Source organism: Streptomyces racemochromogenes, from assembly GCF_039535215.1.
GTDB classification, from domain to species: domain Bacteria; phylum Actinomycetota; class Actinomycetes; order Streptomycetales; family Streptomycetaceae; genus Streptomyces; species Streptomyces racemochromogenes.
This window is the reverse complement of the sequence record NZ_BAAAWT010000001.1, coordinates 3,819,117-3,838,117: the sequence shown is the minus strand read 5'-3', so window position 1 is coordinate 3,838,117 and position 19,001 is coordinate 3,819,117. Positions and strand designations below refer to the sequence as shown.

16 protein-coding genes and 1 pseudogene are annotated in these 19,001 nt (G+C 73.3%); 5 read left to right on the top strand and 12 right to left on the bottom strand.

Annotated elements, in window-relative coordinates; all coding sequences use genetic code 11:
• Nucleotides 1–119 precede the first annotated feature (119 nt).
• The 4 genes from hpt to dacB all read right to left on the bottom strand — a co-directional run bounded on the left by hpt (nt 120) and on the right by dacB (nt 4,628).
• Nucleotides 120–680, bottom strand: coding sequence for a hypoxanthine phosphoribosyltransferase (gene hpt / locus ABD973_RS17790; protein ID WP_007264874.1), 561 nt, complete (start codon nt 678–680; stop codon nt 120–122).
• 65 nt (nt 681–745) lie between these two features.
• On the bottom strand, nt 746–1,774 hold the full coding sequence (gene tilS / locus ABD973_RS17785; RefSeq protein ID WP_125595577.1) for a tRNA lysidine(34) synthetase TilS: 1,029 nt from the start codon (nt 1,772–1,774) through the stop codon (nt 746–748).
• Nucleotides 1,775–1,970: 196 nt separating this feature from the next.
• Complete coding sequence (locus ABD973_RS17780) at nt 1,971–3,116, bottom strand: zinc-dependent metalloprotease (RefSeq protein WP_125821531.1); 1,146 nt, start codon at nt 3,114–3,116, stop codon at nt 1,971–1,973.
• Nucleotides 3,117–3,188: 72 nt separating this feature from the next.
• Nucleotides 3,189–4,628 (bottom strand): D-alanyl-D-alanine carboxypeptidase/D-alanyl-D-alanine endopeptidase, encoded by a 1,440-nt coding sequence (gene dacB, locus ABD973_RS17775; RefSeq protein ID WP_345500840.1) that lies wholly within the window; start codon nt 4,626–4,628, stop codon nt 3,189–3,191.
• Between the two features lie 152 nt (nt 4,629–4,780).
• On the opposite strand from dacB, the gene ABD973_RS17770 reads away from it, so the two are divergent.
• A complete protein-coding gene (locus ABD973_RS17770) occupies nt 4,781–5,275 on the top strand; it encodes an inorganic diphosphatase (RefSeq protein ID WP_045946146.1) in 495 nt (164 codons plus the stop codon).
• Between the two features lie 171 nt (nt 5,276–5,446).
• A complete protein-coding gene (locus ABD973_RS17765; RefSeq protein ID WP_241253286.1) occupies nt 5,447–7,087 on the top strand; it encodes a threonine/serine exporter family protein in 1,641 nt (546 codons plus the stop codon).
• Between the two features lie 145 nt (nt 7,088–7,232).
• On the opposite strand, the pseudogene ABD973_RS17760 reads toward ABD973_RS17765, so the two are convergent.
• The 5 genes and pseudogenes from ABD973_RS17760 to ABD973_RS17740 form a co-directional block, all read right to left on the bottom strand.
• Nucleotides 7,233–7,925: pseudogene (locus tag ABD973_RS17760) on the bottom strand (DedA family protein); the annotation flags it as partial.
• Nucleotides 7,926–8,078: 153 nt separating this feature from the next.
• Nucleotides 8,079–8,837 carry a MerR family transcriptional regulator gene (locus ABD973_RS17755; protein WP_125821533.1) on the bottom strand — a complete coding sequence of 253 codons (759 nt, stop codon included), beginning with the start codon at nt 8,835–8,837 and terminating at the stop codon, nt 8,079–8,081.
• Nucleotides 8,838–8,944: 107 nt separating this feature from the next.
• Nucleotides 8,945–9,463 carry a DinB family protein gene (locus ABD973_RS17750; protein ID WP_125821534.1) on the bottom strand — a complete coding sequence of 173 codons (519 nt, stop codon included), beginning with the start codon at nt 9,461–9,463 and terminating at the stop codon, nt 8,945–8,947.
• A 104-nt stretch (nt 9,464–9,567) separates the two neighbouring features.
• The gene (locus tag ABD973_RS17745; protein WP_345500837.1) at nt 9,568–11,025 is read right to left on the bottom strand and encodes an aldehyde dehydrogenase family protein; all 1,458 of its coding nucleotides are present in this window, start codon (nt 11,023–11,025) and stop codon (nt 9,568–9,570) included.
• 92 nt (nt 11,026–11,117) lie between these two features.
• Nucleotides 11,118–11,996: a helix-turn-helix domain-containing protein gene (locus tag ABD973_RS17740; protein WP_125602646.1), complete on the bottom strand. Its 879-nt coding sequence runs from the start codon at nt 11,994–11,996 to the stop codon at nt 11,118–11,120.
• A 340-nt stretch (nt 11,997–12,336) separates the two neighbouring features.
• On the opposite strand from ABD973_RS17740, the gene ABD973_RS17735 reads away from it, so the two are divergent.
• Complete coding sequence (locus tag ABD973_RS17735) at nt 12,337–12,858, top strand: ATP-binding protein (RefSeq protein ID WP_125602648.1); 522 nt, start codon at nt 12,337–12,339, stop codon at nt 12,856–12,858.
• A 111-nt stretch (nt 12,859–12,969) separates the two neighbouring features.
• Here ABD973_RS17735 and ABD973_RS17730 read toward each other — a convergent pair whose 3' ends face one another.
• Both ABD973_RS17730 and ABD973_RS17725 read right to left on the bottom strand, forming a co-directional pair.
• Nucleotides 12,970–13,215 (bottom strand): DUF397 domain-containing protein, encoded by a 246-nt coding sequence (locus ABD973_RS17730; RefSeq protein WP_007264886.1) that lies wholly within the window; start codon nt 13,213–13,215, stop codon nt 12,970–12,972.
• Nucleotides 13,216–13,382: 167 nt separating this feature from the next.
• Entirely contained in the window at nt 13,383–15,428 is a 2,046-nt protein-coding gene (locus ABD973_RS17725; protein ID WP_345500833.1) for an FUSC family protein, read from the bottom strand.
• Between the two features lie 113 nt (nt 15,429–15,541).
• Here ABD973_RS17725 and tatA point away from each other — a divergent pair, with 113 nt between their 5' ends.
• Nucleotides 15,542–15,706, top strand: a complete 165-nt coding sequence (tatA, locus tag ABD973_RS17720; protein ID WP_125821537.1) for a Sec-independent protein translocase subunit TatA — start codon at nt 15,542–15,544, stop codon at nt 15,704–15,706.
• Here the strand turns inward: tatA and ABD973_RS17715 are convergent.
• Entirely contained in the window at nt 15,703–16,878 is a 1,176-nt protein-coding gene (locus tag ABD973_RS17715; RefSeq protein WP_125602654.1) for a DUF2786 domain-containing protein, read from the bottom strand. The genes tatA and ABD973_RS17715 overlap by 4 nt on opposite strands.
• A gap of 477 nt (nt 16,879–17,355) precedes the next feature.
• Between ABD973_RS17715 and ABD973_RS17710 the strand changes: the two genes are divergently transcribed.
• Nucleotides 17,356–18,996: a bifunctional 3'-5' exonuclease/DNA polymerase gene (locus ABD973_RS17710; RefSeq protein WP_386381886.1), complete on the top strand. Its 1,641-nt coding sequence runs from the start codon at nt 17,356–17,358 to the stop codon at nt 18,994–18,996.
• Nucleotides 18,997–19,001 lie beyond the last annotated feature (5 nt).

The following is a 19,001-nucleotide window of genomic DNA, read 5'->3' as shown; positions in this document are numbered from 1 at the left end:
TTGTCACCCGCGGCCTCAAGGGACGGCTGACAGACCCGCCTTCCCCTGCTCCAACGTCGGGAACCGCCCCCGGGTTCCCCCGGGGGCGCCGGCGGTGACGGCGTCCGCGAAGGACGCGGTCAGCCGCCGTAGACGTGCGGGGCGAGCGTGCCGACGAACGGCAGGTTGCGGTACTTCTCCGCGTAGTCGAGGCCGTAGCCGACGACGAACTCGTTCGGGATGTCGAAGCCGACCCACTCGACGTCGATCGCGACCTTCGCGGCCTCGGGCTTGCGCAGCAGCGTGACGACCTTGAGGGAGGCCGGCTGGCGGGAGCCGAGGTTCGACAGCAGCCAGGACAGGGTCAGGCCCGAGTCGATGATGTCCTCGACGATCAGGACGTGCTTGTCCTTGATGTCGGTGTCCAGGTCCTTGAGGATCCGCACCACGCCCGAGGACTGGGTCCCGGCGCCGTACGAGGACACCGCCATCCAGTCCATGGTGAGCGGGGTGGACAAGGCGCGCGCCAGGTCCGCCATCACCATGACGGCGCCCTTGAGCACGCCGACGATGAGCAGGTCCTTGCCCGCGTACTCCGCGTCGATCTTCGCGGCCAGCTCGGCCAGCTTCGCGTCGATCTCTTCCTTGGTGATGAGCACCGACTGGAGGTCGTTGCCCATGTCCTTCTCGTCCACCCGCATCACTTTCGTTGTCGGCCGGGGCTCCGGGGGGTGCCCCGGAGGACTCAGCCGTGTTTCAGCACCAATCAGCCCTGCCGGATGACAAGTCTGCCACCCTGCCGCTGGGCCTCGACGCGGCCGGGCAGGTTGATGGCGCCCTGGCCCCGCCATCCGGTGATGAGGCGGTCGACTTCCTCGATGTGGCGGGCGAAGAGCGAGCCGGCGGGGGAGCCGGCGGCGACCACGGCCCGGCGCAGCACGCGGCGGCGGACGGCCGGGGGCAGCGCGTAGAGCTTGGCGCACTCCAGGCGGCCGTCCTCGTCGCGCACGCCCGCCTCGGCGTCGGCGGCCCAGGCGTCGAGGGCGTCGGCGTCGTCGCGGGAGAGCTGGGCGGTGCGGGCGAGCGCTTCCACGACTCCCTTGCCGAGCGCCTTCTCCAGGGCGGGCAGTCCCTCGTGGCGCAGCCGGGAGCGGGTGTAGGCGGGGTCGAGGTTGTGCGGGTCGTCCCAGACGGGCAGGGACTGGACCATGCAGGCCTTGCGGGCCGTCTGCCGGTCGACCTGGAGGAAGGGCCGCCGGTAGCGGTTGGTGCGGCCGGGGCCGCCGGAGACTTCGGCCATGCCGGACAGGGAGCGGATGCCGGAGCCGCGGGCGAGGCCGAGCAGGACGGTTTCGGCCTGGTCGTCGCGGGTGTGGCCGAGCAGCACGGCGCAGGCCCCGAGCCGGTCGGCCGCCTCGTCGAGGGCGGCGTAGCGGGCGTCGCGGGCCGCGGCCTCGGGTCCGCCCTCGCGGCCGACGTGCACGGCGACGGACTCCACCGGGTCGAGGCGGAGCGCGGTCATGCGGCTCACGACCTCCGCGGCGCGCAGGTCGGAGCCGACCTGGAGGCCGTGGTCGACGGTGATGCCGCCCGCCCGGATGCCGAGCTTGGGTGCCTCGAAGGCGAGGGCGGAGGCGAGCGCCATGGAGTCCGCGCCGCCGGAGCAGGCGACGAGGACGAGGGGCTGGCCGCCCGCCCCGCGGGGGCGGGGGATGTCGGTGAGGTCGGTGAGGACGTCGTGGAGTACGCGGCGGACCGCCAGGCGTATCGCCGCGACCGCAGGATGGGGACCCATGTCCGGTGCCCTTCGTGGAGTTCGGATGCTCGGAGGCTTCGGGTGTTGCGCGGGGGAGATGCGGAATGTCACTCAGAGTGCGTCGATGGTGACAGAACCGAGCCGTTCCCCGAGCATCGCACGCCCTTCCACGGCTCACGGTCCCTCGGAAGGGTGATGCTGCTTCCCCCAGTGAGACACGTTTACGCCTCCTGCTTCACCTTTCTTCGCTCTGCGTGCCGCCCTTGCGGTGGACCCGGGCCACCCAGTCCGCGGGGCGGGCGATCTCGGCCTTGGTGGGGAGGGTGTTGGGCGAGGTCCACACCCGGTTGAAGCCGTCCATGCCGACCTGGCCGACGACGGCCCGTACGAAGCGCTCGCCGTCGCGGTACTGGCGCAGCTTGGCGTCGAGGCCGAGGACCTTGCGCAGGGCGGCGTCGAGGCGGCCGGCGCCGCTGGCCCGGCGCTGCTGGAACTTCTCGCGGATCTCGGCGACGGAGGGGACGACCTCGGGTCCGACGCCGTCCATGACGAAGTCGGCGTGGCCCTCCAGCAGGGACATGACGGCGGTGAGCCGGGCGAGGACCTCGCGCTGCTGGGGGGTCTGGACGAGTTCGACGAGGGAGGGGGCCTCGTCGCCGCGTTCGCCTTCGGCGCGGGCTCCGGCGAAGGACTGGACGGCCTCGCGGATCCGCTCCAGGACGGCGCCGGGTTCCAACTCGGTGGCGCCGAGGAAGGTCTGGATCTCGCCCTCCAGGTGGGCGCGCAGCCAGGGGACGGCGGTGAACTGGGTGCGGTGCGTCTCCTCGTGCAGGCAGACCCAGAGCCGGAAGTCGTGCGGGTGCACCCCCAGCTCGCGTTCGACGTGCACGATGTTCGGCGCGACGAGCAGCAGGCGGCCGCCGGTGGCGGCGCCGCCCGGCAGGTCGGGGCCGGCGGGCGCGAAGGTCTCGTACTGGCCGAGGACGCGGGAGGCCAGGAAGCTGAGCAGCATGCCCAGCTCGACGCCGGTGACCTTGCCGCCGACGGAGCCGATGACGGCGCCGCCGGGGGTGGCGGAGCGGCGGTCCTGCATCTTGCCGAGGAGGGGGCCGAGGAGTTCGCGGAAGCCCGCGACGTTGGCCTTGATCCAGCCGGCCCGGTCGACGACGAGGACGGGGGTGTCGGGGAGGGGGGAGCCCTCGGGGATCATCCGGGTGAACGCGCGCACGTGCTCCTCGGAGGTCCTGGCGTGCCGACGGAGTTCCGCCACCACGGCCCGGGCCTCGTCGCGGCTGACTTCCGGACCCGGCCTGACCAGCCGGGTCGCGGTCGCCACCGCGAGGTTCCAGTCGACCATCTCCGCACCACCGATGCTCGTCATGCGTCAACCGTACGTGGACCGGCGCCGTTGGGGGTCCCCCCGGACGGAGTCTGGAGAGGATCCCCCCGTGGGTCAGGGGGTGGCGGCGACGGCGGCGGCCAGTTTGTCGAGGCCCTTCTCGGCAGCGGTCTTGTCGGGGGTGTTCGCGGCCAGGAAGGCGAAGGCGAGGAGCCGCCCGGACGGGGCGACGACGGTGCCGGCGAGGCCGTTCGCCACGGTGAGGGTGCCGGTCTTGGCCCGGACCAGGCCGGCCGCCGCGGAGTCGCCGGTGTTGCGGGCGCGCAGGGTTCCGGTGAAGCCGGCGACGGGCAGGCCGGTGAGGACCGGCCGCAGCTCGGGGTGGCGGGGGTCGGCGGCCTTGGCGAGGAGGGCCGTCAGGAGGCGGGTGCTGAGCCGGTCGGCCCGGTTGAGGCCGCTGCCGTCGGCGAAGCGGGTGCCCTTGAGGTCGAGGCCGAGGGAGGCCAGCTTCTCGGTGACGGCCTGCTCGCCGCCCTCGAAGCTGGCGGGCCGGCCGGCGGCGAGGGCGGTCTGGCGGGCGAGGGCCTCGGCGATGTCGTTGTCGCTGTTGGTCAGCATCCGCTCCACGAGCCCGGCGAGGGGGGTGGAGAGGGTGGTGGCCAGCGGCTGGGCCCCGGCGGGGGCCTTCGCCCTGGCGGGTTCGCCGCCCACCTTGATGCCGCGGTCGCGCAGCAGGGCGGCGAAGGAGCGGGCAGTGTCCCTGGAGGGGTCGTCGGAGCGGTCCACGGGCCCGGAGGTGGAGTCGTCGGGGCGGCCCTCGTCGGCGGTGAGGGCGGTGACGGGGGCGATGTTCTCGTCGCGGCCGATGGGGTGGCGGACGGGTCCGGTGTAGAGGGAGTCGTCGTAGCCGAGGGTCACGGTGTCGGTGCCGGCGGCCTTGAGGGCCTGGGCGGTGTCGGCGGCGAGGGCCACGAGGCTGCCGCCGGAGCCGGCGGGGCTCTTCTTCTTGGCGGTGAGGGACGGGTCGCCGCCGCCGACCAGGACGATCTCGCCGGGGCCGGCTCCGGGCGTCACGGTGGTCCGGATCCGGTGTTCGGGCCCGAGCGCGGCCAGGGCGGCGCTCGCGGTGGCGATCTTGATGGTGGAGGCCGGGGTCATGGGGTCGCCCGCCCCGGACTCGTAGAGCACCTGGCCCGTCGCGACGTCGATCACCGAGGCCCCGCGCGCGGTGCCGAGCGAGGGGTCGGCGAGCAGCGGGGTGAGGGCCCCGGCGAGCGCGGCGGCGCCGGTGTTCGGGCGCGGGGCGAGGGCGCCGAGTACCCCGGGGGCGCTGGGTGCGGCCTGCGGGAGGCCGCCGGCGGCGTGATCTGCACCACCCGTCCGGCTCCAGGAGGCAGCCCTGTCCCGCTCGGCCTTACGCTGGCCGGAGTCCCAAGGACCGGCGGTGGCGACCATCGCAGCCGACAGGGCGAGGCCGGCGACGGCCGACCCTGCGATGAGCTGCCACGTCTTGACCAATGGCACCTCGGACCAGCCCCTTTCGCGATCACACATATGCGTGAGGGACACTTAATCACTGCGTCTTGCCGCGAGCATGGCACCCCACCCGCAGGGCTGGGCCGGACGCGCGCGCATTTGAATCAAATGCCGTCTCGAAGCAGTCAAGCTTCGGCACTGGGCCGGAGCTGATCATGGAGGAGCAGGACGTGGAGTTCGACGTCACCATCGAGATCCCCAAGGGTTCGCGGAACAAGTACGAGGTGGACCACGAGACCGGCCGGATCCGTCTGGACCGTCGCCTCTTCACCTCGACCAGCTACCCGACGGACTACGGCTTCGTCGAGAACACCCTCGGCGAGGACGGCGACCCGCTGGACGCGCTGGTCATCCTGGACGAGCCCACCTTCCCGGGCTGCCTGATCAAGTGCCGCGCGATCGGCATGTTCAACATGACCGACGAGGCGGGCGGCGACGCCAAGCTGCTGTGCGTGCCGGCCTCCGACCCGCGCGTCGAGCACCTGCGCGACATCCACCACATCTCCGAGTTCGACCGCCTGGAGATCCAGCACTTCTTCGAGGTCTACAAGGACCTGGAGCCGGGCAAGTCCGTCGAGGGCGCGAACTGGGTCGGCCGCGCCGAGGCCGAGGCCGAGATCGAGGCCTCGTTCAAGCGCCTGGAGGCCCAGGGCGGCCACCACTAGGCTCCGCCGGTACTCCGGACCTCCCGCGGCGGGCGGCACCCCTCAGGTGCCGCCCGCCGCGGCGTTCCCGGCCCGCCCGGGGCCCACCCGGCGCCGGCACGGGCTCGCTTCGCCACGGATGAAACGATTCCGCATACTGATACCGCCAGGTGATCAAGGGTGGGAGGATGCGTGGCGGAGGCCGAAGGAGCCGGTCCCGAGGACCGGAAGCCGAAGTCCGACGAGGCGCGCAGCGCGTTCACTCCGCCGCCCGGCATGGAGCCCGAGGTTCCGTTCGAGGACCAGCCCACGTCCGAGTTCGCCATGCCGGAGGGCGCCAGCCCGCCCCCCGCCGAGGCCGGGGGTTCCGCCTTCGCCGCCCCGGCCACCTACAGCGCGAGCCAGTCCCCGCCCGCCCACACCCCCCTCCCGGCCCCCGGCTTCCCCGCCTCCTCCCCCTGGCAGGACCGGATGCGCACGATGCTGCGCATGCCGGTGGACGTCCGGCCGGTCCCCGAGCCGGCCCAGCGGCAGAGCGAGTCCGGCCCCGCCGTGGGCCGCGTGCTCGACCTGACCCTGCGCATCGGCGAGCTGCTCCTCGCGGGCGGCGAGGGCGCCGAGGACGTGGAGGCCGCGATGTTCGCGGTGGCCCGCTCCTACGGGCTCGACCGCTGCGAGCCCACCGTCACCTTCACCCTGCTGTCCATCACCTACCAGCCCTCCCTGGTCGGCGACCCCGTCTCCGCGAACCGCACCGTGCGCCGCCGCGGCACCGACTACACCCGCCTGGCCGCCGTCTTCCGGCTGGTCGACGACATCAGCACGCCCGAGGTCGAGGTCTCCCTGGAGGAGGCCTACCGCCGGCTCGCCGTGATCCGGCGCAACCGCCACCCGTACCCGACCTGGGTGCTCACCGCCGCCGCCGGGCTGCTCGCGGGGGCCGCCTCCACGCTGGTCGGCGGCGGGGTGACCGTCTTCTTCTGCGCCGCCCTCGGCGCCGTCCTCGGCGACCGCCTGGCCTGGTACTTCGCCGACCGCGGGCTGCCCGAGTTCTACCAGTTCGTCGTCGCCGCGATGCCGCCGGCCGCCATCGGCGTGGCCCTGAAGATCGCCGAGTTCGACGTCCGCGCCTCCGCCGTGATCACCGGCGGGCTGTTCGCGCTGCTGCCCGGGCGGGCCCTGGTCGCCGCCGTGCAGGACGGGCTCACCGGCTTCTACATCACCGCCTCCGCCCGCCTGCTGGAGGTCATGTACCTCTTCATCGGGATCATCGTCGGCGTCCTCGCGGTGATCTACGTCGGCCTCCAGTTCGGGCCCTCGCCGAACCCGGACGAGGTGCTCCAGATCCCGCACCGCCCCGTGCTCCAGATCCTCGCCTCGATGGTCCTGGTGTTCACCTTCGCGATCCTGCTCCAGCAGGAGCGCTCCACGGTGTGGATCGTGACCCTCAACGGCGGGGTCGCCTGGGCGACCTTCGGCGCGCTGCGCGCCGCCGAGCTGCCGCCGGTGCCGTCCACGGCCATCGCCGCCGGCCTGGTCGGCCTGTTCGGCCAGCTCTTCTCGCGCTACCGGTTCGCCTCCGCCCTGCCGTACGTGACGGCCGCGATCGGGCCGCTGCTACCGGGTTCGGCCACGTACTACGGGCTGCTCTCGATCGCCGAGAACCGGCTCGACAGGGGGCTCGCCTCGCTCACCAACGCCGCCGCCATCGCGCTCGCGATCGCGATCGGGGTGAACCTCGGCTCCGAGGGCTCACGGCTCTTCATGCGGATCCCGGGCGCGCGCACCGCGGCCAGGCGCCGGGCGGCGGCGAAGCGCACCCGCGGCTTCTGACGCCCTCCGGCGCCCCGCGGGCCCCGGATGCGCGTACGCCCCGGGGACGGGGACGTCTCCGGGGCGTACGGGGTGGTTCCAGGGGCTCGGCAGGGCCGGGGCGCCCGGCGGGGCCTCAGCGCTTGGCGTGGCGGCCGCGCTGGCCGGGGGCCGGCGGCTGCTGCTGGTCCTGCTGCGGGTAGCCGGGCTGCGCCGGACCGGCGGCCGCCTCGGCCTTCTTGGTCTTGCGGGCCTTCAGCACCTCGAAGATCACCGGGATCACCGAGATCAGCACGATGCCGATGAAGATCGGCTCGACGTTCTTCTTGATGACCTCGAACTGGCCCAGCTGGTAGCCGAGGACGGTGACGCCCGCGCCCCAGAGGACACCGCCGATGATGTTGAAGGTCAGGAAGGTCCGGTACTTCATGGCGCTCGCCCCGGCCACCATGGGCGCGAACGTGCGGATGATCGGCACGAAACGGGCCAGCACGATGGCCTTGGGGCCGTGCTTCTCCATGAAGTCGTGCGCGGCGTCCAGGTTCTCCTTCTTGAAGACCTTGCTGTTCGGCCGGTTGAAGAGCTTCGGGCCGAAGAACTTGCCGAGCAGGTACCCCACCTGGTCGCCGAGGATCGCGGCGGCCGCGATCATCGTGCAGACCAGCCACAGCGGCTGGCTGATGTCGCCGCTGGCGACGAACAGGCCCGCCGTGAACAGCAGGGAGTCGCCGGGCAGGAACGCGAAGAAGCCCGATTCCGCGAAGACGATGACCAGGATGCCGATCAGGCCGAAGTGCCCGATCAGGTACTCCGGGGACAGCCACTCGGGGCCGAGGGCAAGCGTGTAGAGGGGTTCCACGTTTCCGGGCTCTCCTGGATCAGGGGGACGTCTGCGGTGGGGGACGAGACTTGGCAGGCGGTCTCAATTATGAACGCACGCCGCCCCCACCGGGTTCCAGGGACCGGAGGGGGCGGGAGGCGTGGAGGTTCCGCTACGCCTTGCTACGGGCGGCTACGCGTTGCGCACGGCGTTCGCCGTGATCGCGTCCCGCAGGTGCTCGGCGACGCCGGGACCCATCGAGTCGTAGTACGCCTTGAAGCGCTCGTCCGCGACGTACATGTCACCGAGGCAGGTGTGCATCTCGTACGGGCAGTCGTAGTACCAGTGCCCGATGTGCAGCCGGTGCTCCTCGGCCATGGCCATGGCCGCCTCGCCGTCCGCCGGCTCGCCCGCCGCGACCAGCGCCGCGTACCGCACGCCCCAGTCGGCGGACTCCTCCTGGACGCGCTTCCAGTCGTCCTTCGTGTAGCCGGCGGCCCGGCGCTGCGACTCCGCGTAGGCCTCCGTGCCGCCCCAGCGCTCCTCGGCCTCCTGCGCGTACTGCTCGGGGTCCTTGTCGCCGAAGACCTCGAACCGTTCCTCGGGCGTGAGGTTGATGCCCATCTTGTTCGCCTCCATGGCGTGCTCGACGGCCTTGGCCATCTGCTGGAGCCGGCCGATCCGCTCGGACAGGAGGGCGTGCTGCCGGCGCAGGTGCTCCCTCGGGTCCGCGTGCGGATCGTCCAGCAGGACCGCGACCTCGTCGAGCGGGAAGCCGAGCTCCCGGTAGAACAGGATCCGCTGCAGCCGGTCCAGGTCGGCGTCGTCGTAACGCCGGTGTCCCGCGCCGCTGCGGCCGCTCGGGGAGAGCAGCCCGATCTCGTCGTAGTGGTGCAGGGTGCGCACCGTGACTCCGGCGAAACCGGCGACCTGGCCCACGGAGTAGCCCATCGCCTTCCGCTCCTTCCGGTGGGGTACGCCCTCCACTGTGGTTCCTCACGCCGCGTGAGGTGCAAGCCCGTGTCCCGGGGAAAGCCGGGAAAGCCGGACCGCCGGGGTCAGCCCATCGCCTTGGTGCCGTCCAGGCTCTCGCGGATGATGTCCGCGTGACCCGCGTGCCGGGCGAACTCCTCGATCAGGTGCAGGAGCATCCAGCGCATGGAGACCTTGCCGTTCTCGGGGAACCACGGGGCCGGCGGCAGCGGGAACGTCTGGTCCAGGCTGGGCAGGTCGGCGACGAAGGCGGTCAGCTCCTCGGTCACCCCGTCCCAGAAGGCCTGGACCGCCGGAATCGTCTCCTCGCCGGTCAGCCGGAAGCCCTCGGAGTAGTCCTCGCGGGCGCCGGCGACCTCGTTGTCCCGCTGCTGCGCCATCCGGAGCCAGCCCAGCTCCACCTCGGCCACGTGCTTGAGCAGGCCGGACAGGGACAGCTCACTGGCGCTCGGGCGGCTGGCGGCCTGCTCCTCGGTCAGACCCGCGACCGCCTCGCGCACCGCCGCGCGCTGGGACTCGATGAAGGCGAGCAGGGTGCCGCGCTCGTCGCCCAGGACCTCACCGGAAATCTCCGCCATGACCATCCACCTCTTCGTCCCCTGTGCGGGGGCTCTCCCCGCACACAAGGAACACGCTACGGAGCCTTGCGGTCAGGTTCTGTCCGCAACCCCGCTCTGGGTGGAAAAGGTCAGAAGGGGAACTGGGTGCGGCCGTGCTGGACCGAGATCCACTTCTGGGTGGTGAAGGCCTCCACGGTGGCCTCACCGCCGAGCCGGCCCAGACCGGAGGCCTTCTCGCCGCCGAAGGCCGTGAGGGGCTCGTCCACGATGGTGGAGTCGTTGACGTGGAACATGCCGGTCTCGACGCGCCGGGCGAAGCGGACGCCCCGCTCCACGTCGCGGGTGTGCACCGCGCCGCTGAGCCCGTACGGGGTCGCGTTGGCCAGGCGTACGGCCTCCTCCTCCCCGTCGAAGACCACCAGCAGGGCGACCGGCCCGAAGATCTCCTGCCCCAGCAGCGGGGAGTCCTCGGGGAGGTCGGTGAGGACGGTCGGCTCGACCAGGTTGCCGCGCGTAGATCCCCGTACGAGCGCCCGTGCCCCGGACTCGACGGCGCGGTCCACGAGCGCGGTGAGCGCGTCCGCCTGGAAGGAGTTGATGAGCGGGCCGATGTGGGTGTCGGCCTCGCGGGGGTCCCCGGTCTTCAGGGCGCGCACGCGGGCGGTGAACTTCTCGGTGAACTCCTCGGCCACGCTCGCGTCGACGAGGATCCGGTTGGCGGCCATGCAGACCTGGCCCTGGAAGACGAAGCGGCTGAAGACGGCCGCGTCCACCGCGTAGTCGACGTCGGCGTCGTCGAGGACGACCAGGGCGCTGTTGCCGCTCAGCTCGAGGACCGTGCGCTTGAAGTGGCGCGCGGCGACCGAGCCGACGTGGCGGCCGGTGCGGTCGGAGCCGGCGAAGGAGATGACCTTGGGGACGGGGTGGGTCAGGATCGCGTCGCCTATCTCGGCGATGTCCGTGACCAGCACGTTCAGCAGTCCGGCCGGCAGGCCCGCGTCCTCGAAGATCTTGGCGATGATCCCGCCGCCGGCGACCGGGGCGTTCTGGTTGGGCTTGATCACGACCGCGTTGCCCAGCGCCAGCGCCGGGGCGACCGACTTCAGGGTCACCAGGAAGGGGAAGTTGAAGGGGCTGATCACCGCCACCACGCCGACCGGGAGGCGCTGGACCCGGTTCTCCTTGCCGGCGACGGGCGAGGGCAGGATGCGGCCGTCGGGGCGGACGGCGAGCTGGACCGCCTCGCGCAGGAACTCCATCGCGAGGTGGACCTCGTACTCGGCCTTGGGACGGGTCCCGCCGAGTTCGTCGATCATCGCCTCGACGATCTCCTTGTGGCGCTCCTCCGTGATCCGCAGGGCGCGCTCCAGGACGGTGCGTCTCGCGTAGGGTCCGGTGGCCGCCCAGTCGCGCTGGGCCCGCTCGGCGGCGCGGTAGGCCCGGTCGACCTGCTCGACGGTGGCCACGGTGACGGCCGCGAGCTTCTCCCCGTTGTAGGGGTTGACGTCGATGATGTCCCACGAACCGGTGCCGGCCAGCCATTCGCCGTCGATGTACTGGTGAGCCAGGTCGGTGAATATGGACATGCCATCCCTTACTGCGAGCGCGCACCCTTGCGCTGCACCGGAGACCGATCGGTCATCTTCATGCACTGATCAGACGTCATAGTACGTGCGGTTCAAGACAGTTGGAGGAGTCCGCGCAGGAGATCGCGGGTCTGTCCCGGATCCGGGCAGTCGGCCTGGAGCCGTTCCATCGCCCGCGCGTACTGGGCCACTTCTTCTTCTTTGTCCAGGTAGAGCGCGCTGGTCAGCTGTTCCAGATAGACGATGTCCTGGAGGTCGGACTCGGGGAAGCGCAGCAGGGTGAAGGCTCCGCTCTCTCCCGCGTGTCCGCCGAAGGAGAAGGGCATCACCTGGAGCCGCACGTTGGGCCGCTGGCTGATCTCGATGAGGTGTTCGAGCTGACCGCGCATCACGTCCCGGTCGCCGTAGGGGCGGCGCAGCGCGGCCTCGTCGAGTACGGCGTGGAAGACGGGGGCGTTCTCGGAGACCAGCACCTTCTGGCGCTCCAGGCGCAGCGCGACGCGGCGGTCGATCTCGGCGGCGCTCGCGCCGGGCATGCCGCGGCGCACGACGGCCTGGGCGTACGCCTCGGTCTGGAGCAGGCCGTGGACGAACTGGACCTCGTAGATGCGGATGAGGGAGGCCGCCCCCTCCAGTCCGATGTACGTCTGGAACCACCCGGGCAGCACGTCGCCGTAGCTGTGCCACCAGCCCGCCGCGTTCGCCTCTCGGACCAGGCCGAGCAGGGACTCCCGCTCGGCGCCGTCGGTGACCCCGTAGAGCGTCAGGAGGTCCTCCACGTCCCTGGCCTTGAAGCTCACCCTTCCCAACTCCAAGCGGCTGATCTTCGATTCGGATGCGCGGATCGAGTAGCCGGCCGCCTCACGGGTGATGCCGCGGGATTCTCGGAGTCGCCTGAGCTGTGAGCCCAGGAGGATGCGGCGCACCACAGAACCGCTGGCTTCTGCGGTCACTAGTACTGCCCTCCCCATCGCAATGGTGTGCGCGTGGTGTGCGCGTGCCTCGTCGGGACCCCCGTACCCCGGTGCCGCAGTCTGCCACCAAAACGCATCGGCCCGTACTCGTTCTGTAACGGAATCCGGCGTCCCGGAAAAGAAGTCCGTAAGTATGCGTAGGAAGAAATGAGCAAGAACCGTCACGTGAGTGGACGGGTCGGGCGCGTGCACGTGCATCTGCCCTTGCATCCGGCTTCGGCATTCGGAACGATGGTGCCGCGCACCTGCGTGCTCTTCGCGCCGGCGCGGGACCCACCCCGCAGTTCTCTTTGGACGGAGCCGCCCGCTTCGCCCGCGAATCCCGGGAGTGCCTCGCATGGGGACGAATGGATCGGTCATGCTCGAGCCGTTACGGCAGGGGCTGCCCCCGGTCGACCCCACGGCTGTCTCCGGTTCCGCCTCCTGCGCCCTGCCGGCCCGTTTCGACGCGGTGCGCGGCGCCCGCTCCTTCACCAGGTCGACCCTCTCCCAGTGGGACCTGGACAACCGCTTCGACGACGTCTCGCTCGTCGTCTCCGAACTCGTCACCAACGCCCTGCGCCACGCCCTGCCGGACGAGGCGCGGCCGTCCGGCGAACCGGAGGCGCCGGTACGGCTGCACCTGATGCGGTGGAGCACGCGGCTGGTGTGCGCGGTGCGGGACCCCAGCGAGGACCGGCCGGGCGGATCCTTCGCGCCCGAGCGCACGGACGAGAACTGCGACCTGGAGTCGGGGCGGGGGCTGTTCCTGGTGGACGCCTACAGCGACAGCTGGGGCTGGCACCCGCTCGCGGGGCGGCTGACCGGCAAGGTGGTCTGGGCGCTGTTCATGCTCCAGGACCCGCGCTCCGGGGCCTGAGCCGCCGCGCGCCACGCCCCCGGGGCGCTCTTTCGGACCACCGGCCGGGACCGATCACTGCGATCGGTCCCGGCCGGTGCACGTGCATGGCGTGATCTTTGCGCCGTTCCGTCAGCCGACCAGGTGGTCGAATTCGCCGTCCTTGACGCCCGCCAGCAGCGCCTCTATCTCGGCCGGCGTGTAGACGAGCGCCGGTCCGTCGGGAAAGCGCGAGTTGCGCATGGCGACATCGCCCCCGGGCAGTCTGGCGAACTCCACGCAGGATCCCTGCGAGTTGCTGTGTCTGCTCTTCTGCCAGGTCAGCTCGTACAGGGAAGTGAGTTCTGCAGCTGCCATCCCGTTGTACGCGTGGTCCACAGGAAGCCCCCGATAGCAGATGTCAACTGCACCGGATCATAGCTGTGTTCACCACCGCATGCATGGGCAGATGCACGTGCACGCGGGGTGTTCCGACCGTCACTGTTGATCACCATTGGTGGCGGTTCAGGACCCCGGCACTCCGTTTCACCGGCGCGGGGCCCTGGTCAGGGGCGCAGTGCCTCCGACGCCTCCTCGAGCGACTCCCGCAGCTGGCCGGCGGCCCCGCGCAGCACGCCCGGACCGGAGGCCTCCCAGTCCGCCAGCAGCTCGCGCGCCCCGTCCCACCGCGGGACCCCGCCCTCCCGCACCGCCTTCGCCCCCGCCCCGGTCGCCTCCCGCACCGCCCGCGCCAGCTCCGCGGCCCCCGGCACCGGCTCGCCGTCGTGGTCGGGGAGGTGGGCCTCCAGCAGCATCGCGCCCCGGCCCAGCGCCGCCAGCGCGTCCCCCGCCCCCTCGGCGGCCGCCCGGGACAGGCCCCGGTGGCGCACCGGCTCACCCTCCGCCCGCGCGAGCGCCTCCTGCCAGGCGAGCCGGGCGTCCCGGACCTCCAGCAGCGCCTGACGCACGTCCGCGCGCCGGGCCCCGGCCGGGTCGGCGTACTGCTCGAGCACGGCCGCCGCGTACCGCCCGTCGGCGGCGAGCCAGTCGGCGAGGCGGGTGCGCAGCCGCGGGGTCTCCCAGGCCGGGTAGAGCGCGTACGCCAGCATCGCGAGGACCCCGCCGACGAGGGTGAGGGCGATCCGGTCGGGCACCGTCTGGTCCCAGCGGACGCCGCCCATGCCGAGCAGGAAGACCACGTACGCGGAGGCGAAGACCTGCGTGACGGCGTACCCGGTGCGCATCAGCACGTACATCAGGCCCGCGCTGACGACGGCCAGCAGCCCCGACAGGTACATGCCCGGCTGCGCCAGCTGCACCACCGCCGTGGCCGCGCCCACCCCCACGAGGGTGCCGCCGAAACGGGCGACGGCGCGGGACCAGGTCTGGGTGAAGTCGGGCCGCATCACCATCACCGAGGCCATCGGCGCCCAGTAGGCGTGCCCGAACGGCAGCGCGTGCCCCACGAGGTACCCCGCGCACGCCGCCGCCGTCACCCGCACGGCGTGCCGCAGCACGGGCGAGCCGGGCCGCAGCTCGGCCCGTACGGCCTTCAGCGCCAGCGGCACCAGGGCGGGCACGGTGGGCCGCAGCATGGCCTCGGCGGGGTCGGCGGTGCGCCCGGAGCCCGGTTCGGCCGTCTCCAGTACGTCGTCCAGCAGGGCGGCGAGCCTGCGCGCGGCCCGTAGCGGCGCGCCGGTGAACACCTCCGGCAGGTCGGGCGCCTTCAGCACGGCCAGCGCCGGCGCGGGCAGGCGTACGGGGTCCCCGTGGCGGATGGCGTGCGCGGCGGCGTCCAGCACCGCCCCGGCGGCGTCCAGCAGCTCCCGCACCCGGTCGCGGGCCGGCCCCTCGGCGGGGGCGCCGACGGCCGGGTCGGCGAGGGAGGCCAGCACGGGCCGGACCCGCTCCGCGAGCCCCCGGGCCCCGTGCAGCTCGGCGGGCCGCCGCCGGGCCTGCCGGACGGTGACGGCGGCCGCGTCGCGGGCCTTCATCAGCGGCTCGGGGTCGAAGGAGCTGACGGGGTCGTGCCGCAGCCGGCGGGCGTAGTCGGCCTCGGCGGCGAGGGCGTCGGCCAGGGCGTCGCGCCGGGCGCCCCAGCGGCGGACCGGGAACAGCACGATCAGCAGGGCCTGCACCACCCCGCCGGCGGCGATCATCGCGGCGTGCCCGGCCGCCTGCGGGACGGAGGTCGGCAGGGTGACGGTGACCAGCATGATCGCGACGTTGCCGGAGGCGATGATCCCGGCGGTGGGCCCGGCCGCCCACATCAGCCCCGCCGCGAAGGACCAGACGGCGAGCATCGGCAGGAACAGCCCGACGTCGGCGGACCCGACCAGGTACCCGGTGAAGGTGGAGACGGCCAGGGTCAGCCCGGAGGCGAGGGCGAGCACGGGACGCGGGCGCCAGCTCTGCTGGAAGGTGGCCACGGCCGCCATGAACGCCCCGAACGCGGAACTGGCCGCGGCGCCCGGCCCGAGGAGCGCCAGCCCGGCGGCGATGACGACCGCGAGCCCGACGGCGGCCCGGAGGGCGCCGAGGGGCTCCAGGCGGGTCCGCTCGACCTTCATGCCCGCGCGCGCGGTGTCCCTCAGCGCGCGCAGCCAGCTCATGGCGTCGAGCGTAGCCTTTCGTACCGGCTTTTCAGGTTTCCTTCAGGTTTGCGGAGTACGGGGGCGCCCCTGTTCCATGGGCCGCACCCGCTACGCGAAAGGGGGGGCACCCGATGCTCCGCAACGGCCTCGAACCCTGGCACCTGTTCATCGTCCTGGCGGTCGCCCTGCTGGTCTTCGGCTCGAAGAGGCTGCCGGACATGGCCCGTTCGCTGGGCAGGTCCGCCCGCATCCTCAAGTCGGAGGCCCGCGCCCTGCGCACGGAGGACACCCCCTAGGGCAGGGACGGGCGCCGCCCGCCGACGTGGGCGGCGTCGGCCGCCGCCGTGCCGTCCTCCCAGCCCGCGTGGTCGGTGGCGCCCCGCAGCCGGGTGGTCGTGGTCCGGGGGAACATCTCCTCGGCCCGCGCGCCGACCGCCACGTCCCGGGCGACCAGGGCGGGCAGGTAGTCGGGGGCCTCGGTGGCCGTGTGCTCGGCGGTCTCGGCGAGCCGGCGGCCGAGACGGCTGGCGTAGGCCAGCAGGAAGGACTGCCGGAAGGTCTTGGTCCGCTTGCGCCCGCCGGCCCGCTGGGCGGCCTCCGCCCGGGTCATGGCGGCCGTGCCCTGCACGAGCAGCGAGGTGTACAGCAGCTCGACGGCCTCCAGGTCGCTCTCGAAGCCCACGACGGTGGAGAACTCGAAGGCGCCGTTCCACACCGCACGGCAGCGGTTGGCGGTGGCCACCGCGTCCAGCAGCACCGCCTTGGCCTCCTCGTACGGGGGCTCGACCCCGATCCGGCAGGCGCCGGGCACCTGTGCCGGAGCACCGCCGCGCACCGCGAGCAGCGCCTCGTCCACCGTGTGCCGGGCCATCAGCTCCTGCGCCTTGGCGCTGAGCGCCTCGGCCTCCTCGGGGTAGGTCGTCGCCTCGGCCTTCGCGAGCAGCGCCCGGATCCGCCCGAGCATGCGGGGCTCGATGTGCGCGTGCTCCGCGAGGTCCCCGGCGGGGTCCCCGGGCACCGGGCCCACCGGCTCGATGGACGGCAGCCGGACCAGCAGCCGGTACAGCTCCAGGACGGCGGTGGCCAGGGTGAACCGGTCCGCCCGCTCGCGGCGCGCGAGCCGCTCGGCGTACTCCTCGTCCGCCGGCCACCACACCTGCGCCGCGCCCCACCCCTCGGGCAGCCGGGCGTACCGGCGGGCCTCGGCGGCGATCACGTCCCCGGCGACGGCGAGGTGCACGGCGTCCAGGTCCCGGCGCACCAGCCGCAGCACGTCGGCGGGGCGCCACCCCCGCTCCCACGCCTGCCGTACGTACGCCTCCCCGCGCGCGAGCAGCTCCCGCCCGACCCCGCCCCAGGCCGCGCCGTCGGCGGCGAGCACGGACGCCCCGACGTCGAGCCCGGCGTCGTCCTGGGCGTAGAGGGCGGCCGCGAAGGCCCGGTCGACGGTCTCGGCACTCTGACTCACCCCTTCAGCTTTGCATGCCGTTCCCGACGCGGGTCGGGGCGGTTCCCGTGGCCGGGGCGGGTGGGCCCGTGCGGCCGGCTGTGCCGCTGCGCGGGCTGCTCCCCTCCCCGCCCTTCACCCGTTCTCGCCTCAGACGCCGGCGGGGCTGGGGCGCTGGCGCTGCGCGCCGGGCGCGGCCCGGGGGCCGGCGCTGCGCGCCGGTGCGGGTCAGCGCACGGCGCTACCGCGCCCGCGCCTCAATCGCCGGCGGGGCTGATTTCAGCCCCGCCGGCGATTGAGGCGCGGGGGCCGGGGCGGAGTCCCGGGGAACGGGCGAAGGGCGGGGAGGGGCCGGCCCCGCGCAGCGGCGCGCCGACCCGCCCGGCCAGGGCACCGGCACTGTCAGACCCCGGTGGGACACTCGCACCCGTGAGCGACCACCCCACCACCCCCTGGGCCCTCGCCGAGACCGCCGGCGGCCAGTGGCACGCCACGCCCCTGCACCCCGGTGCGGAACGCGTCACCACCGCCACCCCCGCGGAGGCGGTCCGCTGCGCTCCCCCCGGCACCCGCTGGATCTGGCGGTCCACCGCCGCCGTGTACCCCCGCGTCCTCGCCGCCGGCACCCGCGTCGAGCGGTGCTACGACATCGAGGACGCCGAGCTGCTGCTCCTCGCCCACGAGGGCCGGTCCGGGGAACCCCGTTCGGCGGCGGCGGCCTGGGCGCGGCTCAACGACGCGCCCGTCCCGCCGGATCCCCCGCAGCGCGCCGCCGAGCCCGCGCGGGCCGCCGCGCAGGACTCGCTCTTCGACGTCGACCCCGGGGCCACCGCGCCGCTCCCCCTCGACGCCCTGCTCGCCGTGCACGCCGACCAGGCCCGCCGGATCGCCGCCACCGCGCACCCCGACCGGCTGCGCCTGCTCACCGCCTCCGAGTCGGCCGCGTTCCTCGTCGCCGCCGAGATGCACCGGGCGGGCCTGCCGTGGCGGGCCGACGTGCACCGGGCCCTGCTGACCGAGCTGCTGGGCGAGCGCTACGCCGGCGGCGGCGAGCCCCGCCGCCTCGCCGAACTCACCGACGAGATCTCCGCCGCCTTCGGCCGCCGGGTGCGCCCCGACCTGCCCTCGGACGTCATCAAGGCCTTCGCGCAGGCCGGGATCCGGCTCGGGTCCACCCGCCGCTGGGCGATCCAGGAGATCGACCACCCCGCCGTCGCCCCGCTGCTGGAGTACAAGAAGCTGTACCGGATCTACACCGCCCACGGCTGGTCCTGGCTGGCGGACTGGGTCCGGGACGGCCGCTTCCGCCCCGAGTTCATCCCCGGCGGCACCCTCACCGGCCGCTGGGTCACCAACGGCGGCGGGGCCCTGCAGATCCCCAAGGTGATCCGCCGCGCGGTCGTCGCCGACCCGGGGTGGCGGCTGGTCGTGGCCGACGCCGACCAGATGGAGCCCCGGGTGCTGGCCGCGATCTCCCGGGACCCGGCGTTCATGGAGGTGGCCGGGCGCCCCGAGGACCTGTACACGGCCGTGTCCCGCCAGGGCTTCTCCGGCGACCGGGACAAGGCCAAGATCGCGGTGCTGGGCGCGGTCTACGGCCAGACCTCCGGGGACGGCCTGAAGAACCTGGCCGCGCTGCGCCGCCGCTTCCCCCGCGCCGTCGCGTACGTGGACGACGCGGCCCGCGCCGGCGAGGAGGGGCGGCTCGTACGCACCTGGCTGGGCCGTACCTGCCCGCCGCCGGTCGGCGCCGCCGAGGCCGACGAGGCCGGGATCCCGCAGGAGCCGGGGCAGGAGCGCGCCGACTCCGAGGAGACCGGGTGGACCCCGTCCTACGCCTCCGCCAACACCCGCGCCCGCGGCCGGTTCACCCGCAACTTCGTCGTGCAGGGCAGCGCCGCCGACTGGGCCCTGCTGATGCTGGCGGCGCTGCGGCAGGCCACCGCCGGGATGCGCGCGGAGCTGGTGTTCTTCCAGCACGACGAGGTGATCGTGCACTGTCCCGCCGAGGAGGCGGAGGCCGTCGTCGAGGCGGTGCGGGCCGCCGGGGACCGGGCGGGCCGGATCACCTTCGGGGACACCCCGGTCCGCTTCCCGTTCACCACGGCGGTGGTGGAGTGCTACGCCGACGCCAAGTGAGCCCG

What these genes read in the sequence shown, in the direction of transcription:
- hpt (WP_007264874.1), bottom strand. Translation starts at nt 680, where the DNA reads ATGCGGGTGGACGAGAAGGACATGGGCAACGACCTCCAGTCGGTGCTC.
- tilS (WP_125595577.1), bottom strand. Translation starts at nt 1,774, where the DNA reads ATGGGTCCCCATCCTGCGGTCGCGGCGATACGCCTGGCGGTCCGCCGC.
- ABD973_RS17780 (WP_125821531.1), bottom strand. Translation starts at nt 3,116, where the DNA reads ATGACGAGCATCGGTGGTGCGGAGATGGTCGACTGGAACCTCGCGGTG.
- dacB (WP_345500840.1), bottom strand. Translation starts at nt 4,628, where the DNA reads ATGTGTGATCGCGAAAGGGGCTGGTCCGAGGTGCCATTGGTCAAGACG.
- ABD973_RS17755 (WP_125821533.1), bottom strand. Translation starts at nt 8,837, where the DNA reads ATGGGCTACTCCGTGGGCCAGGTCGCCGGTTTCGCCGGAGTCACGGTG.
- ABD973_RS17750 (WP_125821534.1), bottom strand. Translation starts at nt 9,463, where the DNA reads ATGGTCATGGCGGAGATTTCCGGTGAGGTCCTGGGCGACGAGCGCGGC.
- ABD973_RS17745 (WP_345500837.1), bottom strand. Translation starts at nt 11,025, where the DNA reads ATGTCCATATTCACCGACCTGGCTCACCAGTACATCGACGGCGAATGG.
- ABD973_RS17740 (WP_125602646.1), bottom strand. Translation starts at nt 11,996, where the DNA reads ATGGGGAGGGCAGTACTAGTGACCGCAGAAGCCAGCGGTTCTGTGGTG.
- ABD973_RS17735 (WP_125602648.1), top strand. Translation starts at nt 12,337, where the DNA reads ATGGGGACGAATGGATCGGTCATGCTCGAGCCGTTACGGCAGGGGCTG.
- ABD973_RS17725 (WP_345500833.1), bottom strand. Translation starts at nt 15,428, where the DNA reads ATGAGCTGGCTGCGCGCGCTGAGGGACACCGCGCGCGCGGGCATGAAG.
- tatA (WP_125821537.1), top strand. Translation starts at nt 15,542, where the DNA reads ATGCTCCGCAACGGCCTCGAACCCTGGCACCTGTTCATCGTCCTGGCG.